This is a genomic window from Cytobacillus firmus, from assembly GCF_023657595.1.
In the GTDB taxonomy this organism is placed as follows: domain Bacteria; phylum Bacillota; class Bacilli; order Bacillales; family Cytobacillaceae; genus Cytobacillus; species Cytobacillus firmus_B.
Map to the genome: position 1 here is coordinate 1,272,805 of NZ_CP098323.1, position 15,109 is coordinate 1,287,913.

Genomic DNA, 15,109 nt, shown 5'->3' on the forward strand with positions numbered 1-15,109 from the left:
TAAGATGAAAAAAAGCGGAATCAGGTATTGGTTTGTGCAGAGCTTTATTATGATGGCCATTATAAGTTCATTAATCTTTTTTGTCGGATTGCAGGTCTATCTATTTTACAATTCTGAATCGCCATTGACAATAAAGAGCACCTTTTGGCTGTTTTTGTATGTTTTAACGGTATTACTCCTTACGGGTGCCTATTTTGGGCTCAAGGGCAGCTACTTAATAAAAGGGCGACTCGGTGATATTTTATTATTTGTTTCGACCTTAAGAAGCGGCAAGTATGCTGATCGGATGGAATCTTATGAAAAAGATGAAATAGGATTAATATCAGATGAACTGAATCAGCTGGCTGAAAATATTCAGGAGCAGGTTTTTTCCATGCAGCGGCTTGCCGATGAAAAGTCTGCATTGGCACAAACCGCCCATTCAGCAGCTGTAATGGAAGAAAGACAGCGCCTGGCCAGGGATCTGCATGATGTAGTGAGCCAGCAGCTTTTCGCATTAAGTATGATGTCTTCAGCAGCCCTGAGAGTTTTTGATTTGGATAGTGTTAAAGCGAGAGAGCAGTTAAATGAAATCTCTGAAATCGCTGCGAAAGCCCAGGGGGAAATGAGAGCGCTTCTCCTCCATCTTAGGCCTGTGCAGTTGAGTAATGACAGACTCTGTGACGGTATTATTAAGCTGATACAGGAGTTAAAGGCAAAAACAAACATCGAATTCCATGCAAGCATTGATGAGGTTGAAAATCTTTCCAAAGCAGCGGAAGAACATTTATTCAGGATTGTCCAGGAGGCTTTATCTAATGTGCTCCGACATGCGGATGCAGGAAAGATCAGAATAACCCTAACGGAAGAGGAAGATTACATCTATCTTTTTATTGCTGATAATGGAAAAGGGTTTAATCCTCATAAAGAGAGAATCACTTCTTACGGGCTGAAAACTATGAGGGAACGCTGCGAGGAGGTTGGCGGAATATTCAAAATACGATCCAAAGAAAACGAAGGAACTTATATAGATATTAAAATTCCGGCAAAGGGGAGAGGCTGAAATGATCAGGGTAGCAGTTGTGGATGATCATGAAATGGTCAGAAGGGGCATTATTTCTTATTTGGCAACTGAATCTAACATAGAGGTCATTGGGGAAGCAGGCAGTGGGAATGAAGCTGTAAAGCTTGTGCTGAAAGAGCGGCCGGAAATCGTTTTGATGGATCTCCTGATGGAAAATGGGAACGGAATAGAAGCGACAAGGGAGATTTTAAAAAGCTTTCCTGAATGCAGAATTATTATTATAACCAGCTTTTACGATGATGAGCAAGTTTTTCCAGCCATTGAAGCGGGTGCCTTCAGCTATATGCTGAAAACGGCAAATGCTGCCGAAGTTGTAAATGCCATTAAGAAAGCTGCGCAGGGTGAGCCTGTCATTGAGTCAAAGGTTGCGGGGAAAATGGTAAGCCGTTTCAGAGAAAAAGAGAAAAAGCCTCATGATGATTTAACTGAAAGGGAATTTGATGTTCTGCTCTGCATTGGGGAAGGGATGACTAACCAGGAAATCAGTGAGGAATTGTTCATTGGCATCAAAACCGTCAAAACACACGTAAGCAATATCCTCAGTAAACTGGGCGTTACAGACCGTACACAGGCAGCCGTTTATGCCAACCGAAATGGAATCATAAAAAAACAGGCGAAAAAAGGATGAGCTATAAGGGCTCATCCTTTTTTAATAGGTAAGAAAGATAACTTAGAACATCTGGCTCCAGCATTCTTTTCTTGTTACTCTTCTTCAGGGATATAATATTGGGTCACGTATGGAGGGCTGGAAAAAATATTCGGTGTCTTATCAATGCCGCTCTCCGTCCCGCGCTTTTCATGTGCTTTTTCATATGCTTTGGAATTCTGCCAGTTTTTAAATGATTTTTCATCCTGCCATAGCGTTAGGGTGACATATGTGTTTGATTCAAGAGGCCGCAGGACACGGATAGCCATAAATCCCGGTTCATTTTCGATAAGTCCTGCCCTGTTTTTCAGCCGGTGCTCAAATAGCGGCCTGCCTTCATCTGTAACAGGTACATTGTTCAGAACGGCAAATCCTGCGCCCGAGAAGGTTCCGGAAGAATCGATGACTTCATAGGAACGGGGCTCTTTAAAGATGGAGGCGCCTGATGTTTCATGAATTAATAAGGATGTATCAGTATTCTGCATTGTAACCATGTTTTCATTTGGGTGCTTATCCTCAATTTTTTTCAAAAAATCGTAAGTTCCTCTGGCCATATAAAGCTTCATTTTTTCTCACTCCACTTGGATAAGTTTTATATTGTTCACTCTGAAGTATAAACACTACATTATTTAAAATATATTTATATTGTGCTTATATCCTTACAATCTTCAATTTTCCCTTATTTAAACAGTTAAAAACGTCAATTTTTTGACATTTGGCTTTCAAATCTATACAAAAACAGAGAAAAAAGGATATAGTCATAAAGGATAGATATTCGAGATTTCTAATTTGGTTACATATATATTACAATAATACGCAGACAAGACTTGAAAGGTGGATAAAATTTAATGACGAACTCATTTAATGATACATTTCTGAAGGCAGCAAGAGGAGAACAGACAGAGCATGTTCCTGTATGGTATATGCGCCAGGCTGGCCGCTCACAGCCGGAGTATAGAGCAATTAAAGAAAAATACTCCCTATTCGAAATTACACACCAGCCAGAACTTTGTGCTTATGTAACAAGGCTGCCGGTTGAGCAGTATAACAATGATGCTGCCATTCTTTATAAAGACATTATGTCACCGCTTCCAGCCATTGGGGTGGATGTGGAAATTAAATCAGGAATCGGCCCTGTTATATCAAATCCAATCCGTTCCAAAGCAGATGTAGAAAAGCTTGGTGAAATCAATCCGGAAGAGGATGTTCCATATGTCCTGGATACTATTAAGCTTCTTACTCAAGAGCAGCTCACTGTTCCTCTTATCGGTTTTGCAGGTGCTCCGTTTACTCTTGCAAGTTATATTATTGAAGGCGGTCCATCAAAGAATTACAACAAAACAAAAGCATTTATGTATGCAGAGCCTGAAGCCTGGTTTGCGTTAATGGATAAGCTTGGAGAAATGACTATTACCTACGTGAAGTCCCAAGTCAAAGCAGGTGCAAAAGCCATCCAGATTTTCGATTCATGGGTTGGTGCCCTGAATGTGGAAGATTACCGCTATTTTATTAAGCCAGTAATGAATCGCATTTTCTCTGCCTTGAAAGAAGAGAATGTTCCGCTGATCATGTTCGGTGTAGGCGCAAGCCATCTTGCACTGGAGTGGCATGATCTGCCGCTTGATGTAGTGGGGCTTGATTGGAGACTTCCGATTCAGGAAGCAAGGGCAAAAGGCATCACCAAAACAGTTCAGGGTAATCTAGACCCTGCGATTCTCCTTGCACCTTGGGAGGTTATCGAGGAAAAAGCAAAAGCTATTCTTGATCAGGGAATGGCCCAGCCGGGTTATATTTTCAACCTTGGACACGGTGTTTTCCCGGAGGTTAACCCTGATACATTAAAGAAATTAACTGCTTTTATTCACGAATACTCTGCCTCAAAATTAAGCAAATAGCCTCCGGCTGGCTTAAAGCGATAGCAGGCTGCACTTGCATATTGCTATGAGCATTAGTTTTGGTAATCGATTTGTTTTTTGGCACAATAAAAACTGGAGACAGAATTTGAGGTGGATGACATGGGTAAAAAGAGAATGGGTTTACTTGTAATGGCTTATGGAACTCCCTATAAGGAAGAAGACATTGAGCGTTACTATACACATATCCGCAGAGGAAGAAAGCCTTCTGAGGAAATGCTTGAAGATTTAAGAAGCAGGTATGAAGCGATCGGCGGAATATCGCCGCTTGCAGAAATTACTAAAGATCAGGCTGAAAAACTTGAAAAGCATTTAAATGAAATTCAGGACGAGTATGAATTCAAAATGTATATTGGGTTGAAGCATATCGAACCGTTCATAGAAGATGCGGTTAAACAAATGCATGAGGATGGGATTGAGGAAGCTGTCAGCATTGTTCTTGCGCCTCATTTCTCAACCTTCAGCGTGAAATCATATAACGGCAGAGCCAAGGAAGAGGCTGAAAAGCTTGGAGGCCTTGAAATAAGGTCAGTTGAAAGCTGGTATAAAGAGCCTAAGTTTATTAAATATTGGGCTGATCGGGTAAAAGAAACCTTCGATAAAATGCCTGCTGAAGAAAAAGATTCTGCAGTATTAATTGTTTCTGCACATAGTTTGCCGGAAAAAATCCTGCAATCAGGGGATCCATATCCGCTTCAGCTGCAGGAAACAGCTGACCTCATAGCTGAACAGGCTGGTGTCAAAAACTATGCTGTCGGCTGGCAAAGTGCAGGAAACACACCTGAGCCATGGCTTGGGCCTGATGTACAGGATTTGACAAGAGATCTTTATGAGAATAAAGGCTACAAAGCATTCGTTTACACACCAGTAGGTTTTGTGTCAGATCATCTTGAAGTGCTGTACGATAATGATTATGAATGCAAAGTTGTCACTGATGAGCTGGGAGCAAGCTATTACCGCCCTGAAATGCCGAATTCACAGCCTGAGTTCATTGATGCAATGTCAGATGCCATTTTTAAATTGCTGAATAGATAAAGCGAAACTTCACTCAGTGGGGGCTTACTGCCTGTTGACTGCGATAATGCAAAAAAATAGAAAAGAAGGCGATTTACCGTGCAGGGAGAGAGACAGAAAGTTATTGTTGCTGGAGGAGGAATTACGGGTCTTGCTGCAGCTTACTATCTGAAGAAGGAAGCTAAAGAAAAGGGCTTGGCTCTGGACGTTAAGCTCATAGAGGCTTCACATCGCCTTGGCGGCAAGATTCAAACAATAATACGAGACGGTTTTGTGATCGAACGAGGGCCAGACTCCTTTTTGGCCCGTAAGCAAAGTGCAGCGCGCCTTGCCAGGGAAGCGGGCCTTGAAAAGGAACTTGTGAGAAATACTTCTGGCAAGTCCTATGTCCTTGTAAGGCAGCGACTATATCCAATGCCTGGCGGATCCATCATGGGCATCCCGACACAAATTGCTCCCTTTATAACAACCGGCTTATTCTCTCCTGCAGGAAAGGCAAGAGCTGCGGCAGATTTTGTGCTGCCGCGCTCCAATCCTTCCACAGATCAGTCTCTGGGTGCCTTTTTCAGAAGAAGGCTTGGTGACGAAGTTGTCGATAATTTGATTGAACCGCTTCTCTCTGGCATATATGCAGGCGATATTGATCAATTGAGCCTTATGGCCACTTTCCCGCAGTTTTATCAGGTTGAACAGAAGTATAGAAGCTTAATAATGGGAATGAAGAAGTCTGCAGGCTCTCAGCCGAAACAAGCCGGAAACAGCAAAAGCAAAGAAGGAATGTTTCTTACTTTCAAATCAGGGCTTCAATCACTTGTCGATGCTCTCGAAAGCAAGCTTGAACCCGGGACTGTGCTGAAAGGCCATCGCATTGAATCGGTTATTAAGAATGGCAAAAGCTATACCGTTGAAATAAATGGGGGAGAAAGCCTTAATGCAGATTGCATAGTTATGGCTGTTCCCCACCATGCATTGTGCAGCATCTTCTCCGGCTGGGGACTTTTTGAGCAGTTTAAAGAAATGCCGTCCACTTCAGTGGCAACTGTTGCTCTGGCTTTTCCAGAGGATGCGATTGAAAGGGATATAGACGGAACGGGTTTTGTTGTTTCACGCCACAGTGATTACACCATTACTGCCTGTACCTGGACACATAAAAAATGGCCTCATTCTACCCCAAAAGGAAAAGTGCTTCTGCGCTGTTACGTTGGCAAAGCCGGTGATGAAGCAGTTGTGGATCTGTCAGATGATCAAATTATTAAAGTTGTGCTTGATGACTTAAATAAAACGATGAATATTAATATGAATCCTGAATTTAGTTATGTAACAAGATGGAAGGATTCAATGCCTCAGTATACCGTTGGACATAAAGAACGCGTCGGATTGGCAAAGAAACAGGCGCAGGATGAGCTGCCGGGCATTTTTCTGGCAGGAAGTTCGTATGAAGGTCTTGGTGTTCCTGACTGCATAGATCAGGCAGAAGAGGCAGTTCGAAATACATTAGAATACCTGCAAATCAACAAGCCAAAAGCTGTCCGTGTGTGACAGCTTTTTAAATTGGCCTCATTTCAGGTTGCTTTTTCAAATAGAGTATGATAAATTACTTCTTGTACTAATGACCAAATTGTTCATTTAGTCATTTTCGAAGAGGTGAGTTTATGTCAGCAGATCGGAAACAGCAGATTCTTGAAGCAGCCACAAAATCATTTTCTCTTTTCGGCTATAAAGCAACCACTATGGATCAGGTTGCAAAGCTTGCGAATGTTGGAAAAGGCACTATCTATAATTTCTTTAAAAATAAAGAAGAGCTGTTTGATGAAATTATCCATACGCTTATCACGGAAATGAAAAATGCAGCCGATGAAGCGCTTGATCCTTCTTTGCCCTTTCACAAAAATGTTCATCGGGGATTGTATAAAATACTTGAATTCCGCATGAAGCATCAGCTGACAATCAAGCTTTTCCAGGAAGCAAAGGAAATGGGAACTCCTGCTGTTACAGATGTAATTGGGAAAGTGGAGGATGCGATAATTAAATATGTGAAAGATAAAGTTACACTTGCCATTGAAAGAGGAGAAATCCGGGAATGCGATCCGGAACTGACTTCCTTTGTCATGCTTAAGCTTTATATTGCACTTATTTTTGATTGGGAACAGCGTCATGAACCATTGGAAAAAGAAAAAATAGCTCTTCTGTTTGAGCAATACATTATGAAAGGATTATCGAACTAGATAGTCCTCTATTTTTTCAGAAAAATGACCAAATGAGAAAAATAGTCAAAAAGTAATTTGGAGGGATTTACGGTGAAAAACAAACTTTTCCTTAAGGAGTTTTCAGCCATTATAAAAAACAAAAAGCTGCTGATTCCAATTATAGCAGTCATGTTTATTCCGGTTTTATACAGTGGAATGTTCCTGTGGGCATTCTGGGATCCATACGATCATTTAGATGATCTCCCGGTTGCCATCGTTAATGAAGATGCCGGTGCTGTATTGGAAGGAAATGAATTGCACCTGGGCAATGATCTTGTTGATAATTTAAAGGAAAGCAAGGACTTTAACTTTCAATTTGTTGATAAAGAAGAAGCATATAAGGATCTAAATGATCAGCAATACTATATGCTGGTTGAAATTCCTAAGGATTTTTCCAAGAATGCTACCACTCTGCTGGAAGACAAACCGCAGAAAATGAATCTGATTTACGTTCCTAATGAGAGCTACAATTTCTTATCTGCTCAAATTGGCGGGACGGCTGTTGAAAAAATTAAAGCGTCACTGTCAGAGAAAGTAACTGAAACATATGCAGAAACCATGTTTGATAAGGTAGGGGAACTTGCAGATGGCATTGGACAGGCAAGTGATGGTGCCCTTCAAATCAGTGAAGGAGCAGCTGATCTTAAGGACGGCTCCAAAACCCTGCATGAGAAGCTTGAGCTTTTGGCCAATAAATCCATTGAGTTCAATAACGGCGTAAGCACAGCAAGCAAGGGTTCTAAGGAAATGGCAGAAGGAGCTAAATCTCTTTCAGAAGGTTTAGGCAAACTTGCAGGAGGCCAATCGGAATTGAGAAATGCTTCTGATCAGCTAAAGTCAGGCAGTGAAGATCTTTCTGCAGGTGTTACACAAACAAAAGAAGGAATCTTAACAGTAAAAGAAAAACTTCCAGTTATGATCGATGGAACCGAACAGCTTGAAAATGGAGCAAACTCATTATCTTCATCTCTGGAGCAATGGCAGACGGAAGCGCAAAAACTCAGCGGAGGCACTGTTCTTTTAGAACAAAGGCTGCAGGGCATCTTATCGCAGCTTCCAGAAGGTTCTCCTGAAAAGGCTGAGCTTCAGACTGCACTTGCACAGCTGAAGACCGGATCAGCCCAGCTTGCCGAATCAGCCGGCAAACTATCTAGTGGAGGAGCTGAATTGTCCCAAAGAATGGGGCAGTTAAAGGCAGGACAGCAGCAGCTCCAGCAGGGAATAAATCAGCTTGCCCAAGGAACAGCCGAGCTGGAAAATGGCTCCCTTAAGCTGGTACAGGGCCATAAAGATTTCGATGCAGGAATGGAAACATTTGCTCAGAAGTTTGGTGAAGCGCAGGCCGGAGCAGACAGGCTGGCAGGCGGTGCAGCAGATCTGTCAGGAGGCCTTGGCAAACTGACACAAGGTTCAGCTGCATTTGCAGACGGCTCGAAGCAGCTTGAAGCTGGTGCAGGCAAAGTTGCTGAGGGCAATTCACAAATTTATGAAGGATCGTCTGAGTTAGCAAATAAATTAGCTGATGGCGCTGAAAATGCTTCATCAGTAAATGCCAGCGATAAAACGTATAACATGATGGCAAATCCGGTAGAAATAGATAATGATAAGATTACAGAAGTTCCAAACTACGGTACAGGATTTGCACCATATTTTCTGTCTCTTGGTCTTTTTGTTGGAGCTCTGCTGCTTTCCATTGTATTCCCGCTTAGGGAACCCGCTGGCGTTCCGCGCTCAGGATTCAGCTGGTTTGCAAGCAAGTTCGGAATCCTAGCAGGAATAGGCATTATTCAGGGTCTTATTGCAGCGATGATTCTATTGCTGGGACTTGGCCTGGAAGTTCAGAGTGTACCTTTGTTTCTTCTGTTTACAATCCTAACCAGTCTGACTTTCATAGCGCTTATTCAATTCTTTGTCACTGTCATGGGTGACCCAGGCCGGTTTGTTGCGATCATTATTTTAATACTCCAGCTGACAACAAGTGCCGGTACTTTTCCGCTTGAGCTGATTCCTAATGCCCTTCAGCCAATCAGTTCATATTTGCCTATGACCTATTCTGTTTCCGGTTTTAAGGCAGTCATTTCAAGCGGCAATTTTGATTTTATGTGGGAGAATGCGGTAATTCTCCTGAGCTTCGGAGCCTTGTTCATTGCAGGATCTTTTGTTTACTTTACTGCCATGCACAAGAAAAGATTTGCAGCTGCTGCAGAGCAGACTGATTGATTATAAGTAAAAGCAAAGCCAGCCCTGTGTGGGCTGGCTTTAAATATATTATTCTATAAATCTGTCATTCCCATGCATTTTTCACACTTGTTTCCGTAGCATTCATGCTGTTCTTCGATCGACTTCCCGCATTCTGAACATTGTTTTGCCGGCAGGTTTCTGAAAAACTCCATAATGTTTTGAATCATGTTGAAGCCTCCTAATTTGTGTTTTTGTTCTAAATAGTTTGATTATTTAAGTTCATTGTATTATAACAGTATTTTTATGTCAACATCTGTTTCAATACAATTTTTAAAAAGTGAAAAAATAGGCATAATCGAGTATATTGGACATAGGAAAGCCAGGTTATCCAGTTATAGTAGGAGGGAATTTGTGATGAAGTTAACTGTAATCGGCAGCTGGGGCGGTTATCCTAAAGCAGATGGGGCCAGTTCCGGGTATTTGCTGGAGCATGAAGGATTTCATTTGCTGGTAGACTGCGGAAGCGGCGTGCTTTCAAAAATGCAGAATTTTTTTCAGCCAGAAGACTTAGATGGGCTGATTATCTCGCATTACCATCCAGATCATATTGCGGATATAGGAGTGCTGCAGCATGCAAGGCTCATTCAGGGCTTCCTGGGCAAGAAAACAGCTGCACTCCCGATTTATGGACATTCTTTCGACCAGCCTGAATTTGCCAAACTTACATATAAGGATATTACAAAAGGAGTCGCCTATGATCCTGAAGGCACTCTCACAGCAGGACCATTTCAGATTCGCTTTATGAAAACCAATCATCCTGTGCCATGCTATGCAATGAGAATTGAAGCAGGCGGCAAATCACTTGTTTACACGGCAGATACTTCTTATAAAGAAGAGCTGGTGGCATTTAGCGAAAATGCTGATCTATTAGTTTGCGAGTGTAATTTTTATGGTCATCAGAACGGGAAAAATGCGGGGCATATGACAAGCCTGGATGCTGGAACATTGGCCAGCAAAGCAAAGGTGAATAATCTGCTGCTGACACATTTGCCTCATTATGGTGAACTTCGAAAGCTGAAGGAGGAGGCATCGACTAAATATGCCGGTCCTATTTCTATAGCGGATTACCAATGGTCTCATATATTTTAAGGAGGAAAATAGATGCTTTTTATCGACAACCAGGGAATCACAGATCCCAGAATTAATCTTGCTATTGAGGAATATGCACTAAAGAATCTTGATATTGAAGAAACCTATTTGCTGTTTTATATTAATGAACCTTCCATTATTATCGGAAAAAACCAGAATACAGTAGAAGAGATTAATACGGAATACGTGGAGGATAATGGCATCCATGTTGTCAGAAGGCTATCTGGAGGAGGGGCCGTTTATCATGATTTAGGCAATCTCAACTTCAGTTTTATTACAAAAGATGATGGTGACAGCTTTCACAACTTCCAAAAGTTTACCGAACCAGTTACAGAAGCTTTGCAGAAGCTTGGTGTGAATGCTGAATTAAGCGGCCGGAATGATCTGATGGCAGAAGGCAGAAAAATATCCGGGAATGCCCAGTTTTCCACCAAAGGGAGAATGTTTAGCCATGGCACCCTCTTGTTTGATTCCGAAATTGAAAGTGTCGTTTCAGCGCTAAAGGTAAAGAAGGATAAAATTGAATCAAAGGGCATTAAATCAATTCGAAGCCGGGTTGCTAATATCTCGGAGTTCCTGGACGAAAAAATTACGATTGAAGAATTTCGCACTTTGCTTCTAAAGAATATTTTTGGAGATTTAGGTGAAATTCCGGAGTACAAGCTTACGGATGAGGACTGGGAAAGAATTCACCAGCTGTCCAGGGAGCGCTATCAGAACTGGGATTGGAATTATGGAAGATCACCTAAATTTGATCTTCAGCATTCTTATCGCTTTCCAGTTGGTCAAATTGATATCAGACTTAATGTCACAAAAGGAAAAATTGAGGGATGCAAAATATATGGGGACTTCTTTGGGGTTGGCGATGTAAGTGAAATTGAAAACAAGCTAACAGGAATTCGCTATGAAAAGTCAGAGGTTGAAAAGGCTCTTGAAGGATTGGAAATTAAGCATTACTTCGGAAATGTGACTAAAGAAGAATTCGTTAACCTGGTGTATTAATGAGAGAAAGCTGGCATAATGCCGGCTTTTCTTATTCTTATATAAAGTCTTGCGAGCCAGTCACTCTGAAAAAAAGAAATTGTGAAAGATTCGCTTTCCTACTTGAATACAAAAATTTCTTTCAATATAATATATTTAGAAAATTTATTTAATAAAAATGAATGACTATTCATTCATTATAGGGGGAGTGTAAATGAATTTAACAGAGCAGCTGCATGAAACGGCGATTAAGATGGGCGATAAGACTGCCTATTATTTTATGGATCAGTCCAGTACGTACGCGGAGCTTGATGGTGCTGTAACCAAATTTGCGGATGGGCTTTCAAAGCTGGGAGTGAAAAAAGGGGATCATATTGCTCTTTTACTGGGGAATTCACCGCATTTTGTCATCGGCCTGCATGGAGCACTGCGGCTTGGAGCAACTGTTATACCGATCAACCCAATTTATACACCTGATGAAATCGGCTACATTGTAAATAATGGTGATGTAAAAGCGGTTGTCACGCTTGATCTATTAGTGCCTTTAATTGAAAAGATGCATCAGGCGCTTCCAAAGGTAGAAAACTATATTATTTGTGATACACCCCAGGGACAAGCTTCAGAACAGGATCTGTCTGCATTATCTGCTTTTTCAAAAATGAAATCGTTTACACAATTAATTGCTTTAGGAGATATTGGGTTTAAGGGCCCTGAACTCGAAGAAGATGATACAGCCGTTATTCTATATACATCCGGTACGACAGGAAAGCCAAAAGGTGCCATGCTTACACATAAAAACCTCTACAGCAATGCAAAGGATGTAAGCGACTATTTACACATGAATGAGAATGACCGGGTTATTACTACTCTGCCTATGTTCCATGTTTTCTGTTTAACGGTTGCTCTCAATGCACCTCTGATGAATGGGGCTACCATTTTAATAGATCCAAAATTCAGCCCGAAAGAGATTTTCAGGCTAGCCAAAAAATATGAACCTACTGTTTTTGCCGGAGTTCCGACCATGTACAATTTCCTTCTTCAGTATGAAGATGGCAATCTGGAAGATCTGAAATCATTAAGGCTGTGCATATCAGGTGGTGCTGCCATGCCGGTTGCGCTTCTCCATGGTTTTGAGAAAAAATTCAATGTCATTGTTTCGGAAGGATACGGTCTTTCAGAAGCTTCTCCGGTTACATGCTTCAATCCGCTTGATAAACCGCGTAAAGCAGGCTCGATCGGGCAATCCATTATGAACGTTGAGAATAAAGTCGTAAATGAATTGGGAGAGGAAGTTTCTGTTGGCGAAGTTGGTGAATTGACCGTACGCGGGCCAAACGTAATGAAGGGGTACTACAAGCTGCCGGAAGAAACCGCGGCCACAATCCGTGATGGCTGGCTTCATACAGGAGACCTTGCAAAAAGGGATGAGGAAGGCTATTTTTATATCGTTGACCGTAAAAAGGACCTTATTTTAGTCGGCGGCTATAATGTGTATCCGCGGGAAGTAGAAGAGGTGCTCTATAATCACAGGGAGGTCGTAGAAGCTGCTGTATTGGGCGTGCCTGACCCGAATCTGGGTGAAGCGGTAAAGTGTTATGTAGTAACAAATAATCCCCAGCTGACAGAAGAATTGCTGCTTGCATACTGTGCAGAGCATCTGGCTAGATATAAAGTGCCATCTTCGATCGAATTTTTAGAGGAGCTTCCCAAGAATACAACTGGCAAAATCTTACGAAGGGCATTGAAGAATCAGGTTCTTCAGGCTAAATAGGCTTTTAAGGGCAGGCATGACATGTGTCTGTCCTTTTCTATTCTTCATTTGAATTGCTAAATTTGAAAGGGTTTTCGCGAAATTTATCGAATTATTAGGTAGCAAAAGAAAGAGGAGAGATACATATGAGTTCTATTGCAGTCGAAAAAAAAGGTCATATTGCGGTAGTAACGATTAACCGCCCTGATGCAATGAATGCTTTTAATTATGAAACTTTGTCGGAGCTCCAGGAATCAGTTGAAAAACTGCGCACCAGTCCGGATGTTCGTGTTGTTATTTTTACAGGGGCTGGAGAAAAAGCATTCAGCGTCGGAGCGGATCTTAAAGAGCGCAGGACATTATCTGATGAGGAAGTACGCAGGAATGTATATAAAATAGGTGAGGTATTCTCCCTGGTTGATCAGCTTCCGCAGCCTACTATCGCTGCCATAAACGGTTTTGCGTTCGGAGGCGGGATGGAATTGGCACTATCCTGCGACTTCCGCATTGCAGTTTCCGGCACTTCCATGGGACTTACAGAAACAAGCTTAGCCATAATACCGGGTGCAGGAGGCACACAGAGGCTTCCAAGACTGATTGGCCAGGCTAAAGCCCTTGAGTTAATATTGACGGCAAAGAGGCTCACTTCTGAAGAAGCGCTTAATTACGGCATCCTTACTAAAGTGACTGAAAAGGATAATCTATTACATGATTGCTTTGAGTTTGCCGGACAAATGCTTAACAACGGGCCAATTGCCCTTCAGCAGGCTAAATTTGCTGTAAAGCATGGAATGGGTGTTGATTTGCAGACTGGGCTGCAGATTGAAAGGAAGGCATACGAAGTTATTATTCCAACGGAAGATAGAGTTGAAGCTCTTTCAGCTTTTGCCGAAAAAAGAAAACCTGAGTTTAAAGGGAAATAAAATAAATTAGTAATATGAGACACCGCAGCATTTAATGCGGTGTTTCTTTATTAATATAATAAATTTTTTGAAAATTATTAAAAAATCACTTGAATCGTACAGCTATTGACTATATAATTTAGTGAATAAAAGCATAAAAGCATAAAAGTGCTGAAGTAAAAGATAGAGATAAGAGGGGGACAACCAGTATGTTAGAGAGAGTAAAAACATTTAAAGCTATAGCTGCGGCAGGCCTTATAGGAACTTTACTGCTAAGCGGCTGCGGAAGTGAAAGTACAAATGGGGAAGCAGGCTCTTCGGATAAAGAAAAGGGAGAGTCAATTAATATAGGAGTTACTCAGATTGTCGAACATCCTTCGTTAGATGCGGCGCTGGAGGGCTTTAGAAAGGCATTGGAGGATTCAGGCATTAAAGCAAGCTACGATGTCCAGATTGCTCAGGGGGACCAGAATAATAATCAATCCATTGCCAATAATTTTGCCGGAGATGGAGTGGACCTGATCTTTGCCAACTCTACACCCAGTGCATTAAGTGCACTGAATGCAACGAAAGATATACCAATTGTATTTACTTCAGTAACTGATCCAGTGGGTGCGCAATTAGTTAAATCACTGGATGCACCTGAAGGAAATATAACTGGTACAACAGATACCCATCCTGATGCGATACCCAGCATGGTTAAATTTATAGATGAGCAATTTGAGGCTGGAACGGTAGGTGTTATTTACAATTCAGGAGAACAAAATTCAGAGGTGCAGATTGATAAGGTGAAGGAAGCTCTTTCTGGTAAAAATATGAAATTGGCCGAAGCTACCGTATCCAATTCTTCTGAAGTGAAACAGGCTGCAGAATCACTTGTCGGAAAAGCAGATGCCATCTATATTATTACCGATAATACTGTCGTTTCCGCTTTGGAATCTGTCATTCAAGTTTCAAACGACAATGATATCCCGCTTTTCGTGGGAGAGCTGGATTCTGTTAAACGCGGGGGATTTGCTGCATACGGATTTGACTATGAAGATATCGGATATGAAGCCGGGGAAATGGCGGCAAAAATTTTAAAAGAAGGCAAGAAGCCATCCGAACTGCCTGTCCAATATCCGCAGAACCTAAAGCTGGTAATCAATAAAAAGGCTGCAGAAGAAATGGGCATTGACTTAAAAGATGAATGGAACGGGCTTGCTGAGTTTGTGGAGTAATGTCTGCAAATTATTAGCGCTTTTCTAATAGAAAGGAAGATTAC

The 15,109-nt window shown here is 41.7% G+C and carries 14 protein-coding genes; 12 read left to right on the forward strand and 2 right to left on the reverse strand.

Annotation, left to right across the window (positions count from 1 at the left end; translation table 11 throughout):
• Window positions 1–4: 4 nt before the first annotated feature.
• The gene (locus tag NAF01_RS06725) at window positions 5–1,042 is read left to right on the forward strand and encodes a sensor histidine kinase (protein ID WP_250801994.1); all 1,038 of its coding nucleotides are present in this window, start codon (window positions 5–7) and stop codon (window positions 1,040–1,042) included.
• 1 nt (window position 1,043) lies between these two features.
• Complete coding sequence (locus tag NAF01_RS06730; protein WP_250801995.1) at window positions 1,044–1,691, forward strand: response regulator transcription factor; 648 nt, start codon at window positions 1,044–1,046, stop codon at window positions 1,689–1,691.
• 74 nt (window positions 1,692–1,765) lie between these two features.
• Here NAF01_RS06730 and NAF01_RS06735 read toward each other — a convergent pair whose 3' ends face one another.
• Window positions 1,766–2,275, reverse strand: a complete 510-nt coding sequence (locus NAF01_RS06735) for an antibiotic biosynthesis monooxygenase family protein (RefSeq protein WP_197214596.1) — start codon at window positions 2,273–2,275, stop codon at window positions 1,766–1,768.
• Between the two features lie 282 nt (window positions 2,276–2,557).
• Between NAF01_RS06735 and hemE the strand changes: the two genes are divergently transcribed.
• From hemE to NAF01_RS06760, 5 genes are all read left to right on the forward strand, one after another.
• Window positions 2,558–3,604, forward strand: a complete 1,047-nt coding sequence (hemE, locus tag NAF01_RS06740) for a uroporphyrinogen decarboxylase (protein ID WP_250801996.1) — start codon at window positions 2,558–2,560, stop codon at window positions 3,602–3,604.
• 120 nt (window positions 3,605–3,724) lie between these two features.
• Complete coding sequence (gene hemH / locus NAF01_RS06745; protein ID WP_163143232.1) at window positions 3,725–4,657, forward strand: ferrochelatase; 933 nt, start codon at window positions 3,725–3,727, stop codon at window positions 4,655–4,657.
• Window positions 4,658–4,735: 78 nt separating this feature from the next.
• Window positions 4,736–6,175, forward strand: a complete 1,440-nt coding sequence (gene hemY, locus NAF01_RS06750; RefSeq protein ID WP_197214597.1) for a protoporphyrinogen oxidase — start codon at window positions 4,736–4,738, stop codon at window positions 6,173–6,175.
• Window positions 6,176–6,288: 113 nt separating this feature from the next.
• Window positions 6,289–6,861, forward strand: a complete 573-nt coding sequence (locus NAF01_RS06755; protein ID WP_035327005.1) for a TetR/AcrR family transcriptional regulator — start codon at window positions 6,289–6,291, stop codon at window positions 6,859–6,861.
• Between the two features lie 72 nt (window positions 6,862–6,933).
• Window positions 6,934–9,102, forward strand: coding sequence for a YhgE/Pip family protein (locus NAF01_RS06760; protein WP_250801997.1), 2,169 nt, complete (start codon window positions 6,934–6,936; stop codon window positions 9,100–9,102).
• Window positions 9,103–9,155: 53 nt separating this feature from the next.
• Here NAF01_RS06760 and yhfH read toward each other — a convergent pair whose 3' ends face one another.
• The gene (gene yhfH / locus NAF01_RS06765; RefSeq protein ID WP_076261153.1) at window positions 9,156–9,290 is read right to left on the reverse strand and encodes a protein YhfH; all 135 of its coding nucleotides are present in this window, start codon (window positions 9,288–9,290) and stop codon (window positions 9,156–9,158) included.
• Window positions 9,291–9,477: 187 nt separating this feature from the next.
• On the opposite strand from yhfH, the gene NAF01_RS06770 reads away from it, so the two are divergent.
• The 5 genes from NAF01_RS06770 to NAF01_RS06790 all read left to right on the forward strand — a co-directional run bounded on the left by NAF01_RS06770 (window position 9,478) and on the right by NAF01_RS06790 (window position 15,065).
• Window positions 9,478–10,212, forward strand: coding sequence for an MBL fold metallo-hydrolase (locus NAF01_RS06770; protein WP_048010694.1), 735 nt, complete (start codon window positions 9,478–9,480; stop codon window positions 10,210–10,212).
• A gap of 12 nt (window positions 10,213–10,224) precedes the next feature.
• Window positions 10,225–11,214, forward strand: coding sequence for a lipoate--protein ligase (locus NAF01_RS06775; RefSeq protein WP_197214601.1), 990 nt, complete (start codon window positions 10,225–10,227; stop codon window positions 11,212–11,214).
• Window positions 11,215–11,407: 193 nt separating this feature from the next.
• Window positions 11,408–12,964 carry a fatty acid--CoA ligase family protein gene (locus NAF01_RS06780; RefSeq protein ID WP_250801998.1) on the forward strand — a complete coding sequence of 519 codons (1,557 nt, stop codon included), beginning with the start codon at window positions 11,408–11,410 and terminating at the stop codon, window positions 12,962–12,964.
• Window positions 12,965–13,089: 125 nt separating this feature from the next.
• Window positions 13,090–13,866, forward strand: a complete 777-nt coding sequence (locus NAF01_RS06785; protein ID WP_048010691.1) for an enoyl-CoA hydratase-related protein — start codon at window positions 13,090–13,092, stop codon at window positions 13,864–13,866.
• 188 nt (window positions 13,867–14,054) lie between these two features.
• Window positions 14,055–15,065 (forward strand): ABC transporter substrate-binding protein, encoded by a 1,011-nt coding sequence (locus tag NAF01_RS06790; protein WP_250801999.1) that lies wholly within the window; start codon window positions 14,055–14,057, stop codon window positions 15,063–15,065.
• Window positions 15,066–15,109 lie beyond the last annotated feature (44 nt).

Excerpts from the sequence above, each read along its gene's own strand:
- NAF01_RS06725 (WP_250801994.1), top strand. The coding sequence starts at position 5 with ATGAAAAAAAGCGGAATCAGGTATTGGTTTGTGCAGAGCTTTATTATG.
- NAF01_RS06730 (WP_250801995.1), top strand. The coding sequence starts at position 1,044 with ATGATCAGGGTAGCAGTTGTGGATGATCATGAAATGGTCAGAAGGGGC.
- NAF01_RS06735 (WP_197214596.1), bottom strand. The coding sequence starts at position 2,275 with ATGAAGCTTTATATGGCCAGAGGAACTTACGATTTTTTGAAAAAAATT.
- hemE (WP_250801996.1), top strand. The coding sequence starts at position 2,558 with ATGACGAACTCATTTAATGATACATTTCTGAAGGCAGCAAGAGGAGAA.
- hemH (WP_163143232.1), top strand. The coding sequence starts at position 3,725 with ATGGGTAAAAAGAGAATGGGTTTACTTGTAATGGCTTATGGAACTCCC.
- NAF01_RS06755 (WP_035327005.1), top strand. The coding sequence starts at position 6,289 with ATGTCAGCAGATCGGAAACAGCAGATTCTTGAAGCAGCCACAAAATCA.
- yhfH (WP_076261153.1), bottom strand. The coding sequence starts at position 9,290 with ATGATTCAAAACATTATGGAGTTTTTCAGAAACCTGCCGGCAAAACAA.
- NAF01_RS06770 (WP_048010694.1), top strand. The coding sequence starts at position 9,478 with ATGAAGTTAACTGTAATCGGCAGCTGGGGCGGTTATCCTAAAGCAGAT.
- NAF01_RS06775 (WP_197214601.1), top strand. The coding sequence starts at position 10,225 with ATGCTTTTTATCGACAACCAGGGAATCACAGATCCCAGAATTAATCTT.
- NAF01_RS06780 (WP_250801998.1), top strand. The coding sequence starts at position 11,408 with ATGAATTTAACAGAGCAGCTGCATGAAACGGCGATTAAGATGGGCGAT.
- NAF01_RS06785 (WP_048010691.1), top strand. The coding sequence starts at position 13,090 with ATGAGTTCTATTGCAGTCGAAAAAAAAGGTCATATTGCGGTAGTAACG.
- NAF01_RS06790 (WP_250801999.1), top strand. The coding sequence starts at position 14,055 with ATGTTAGAGAGAGTAAAAACATTTAAAGCTATAGCTGCGGCAGGCCTT.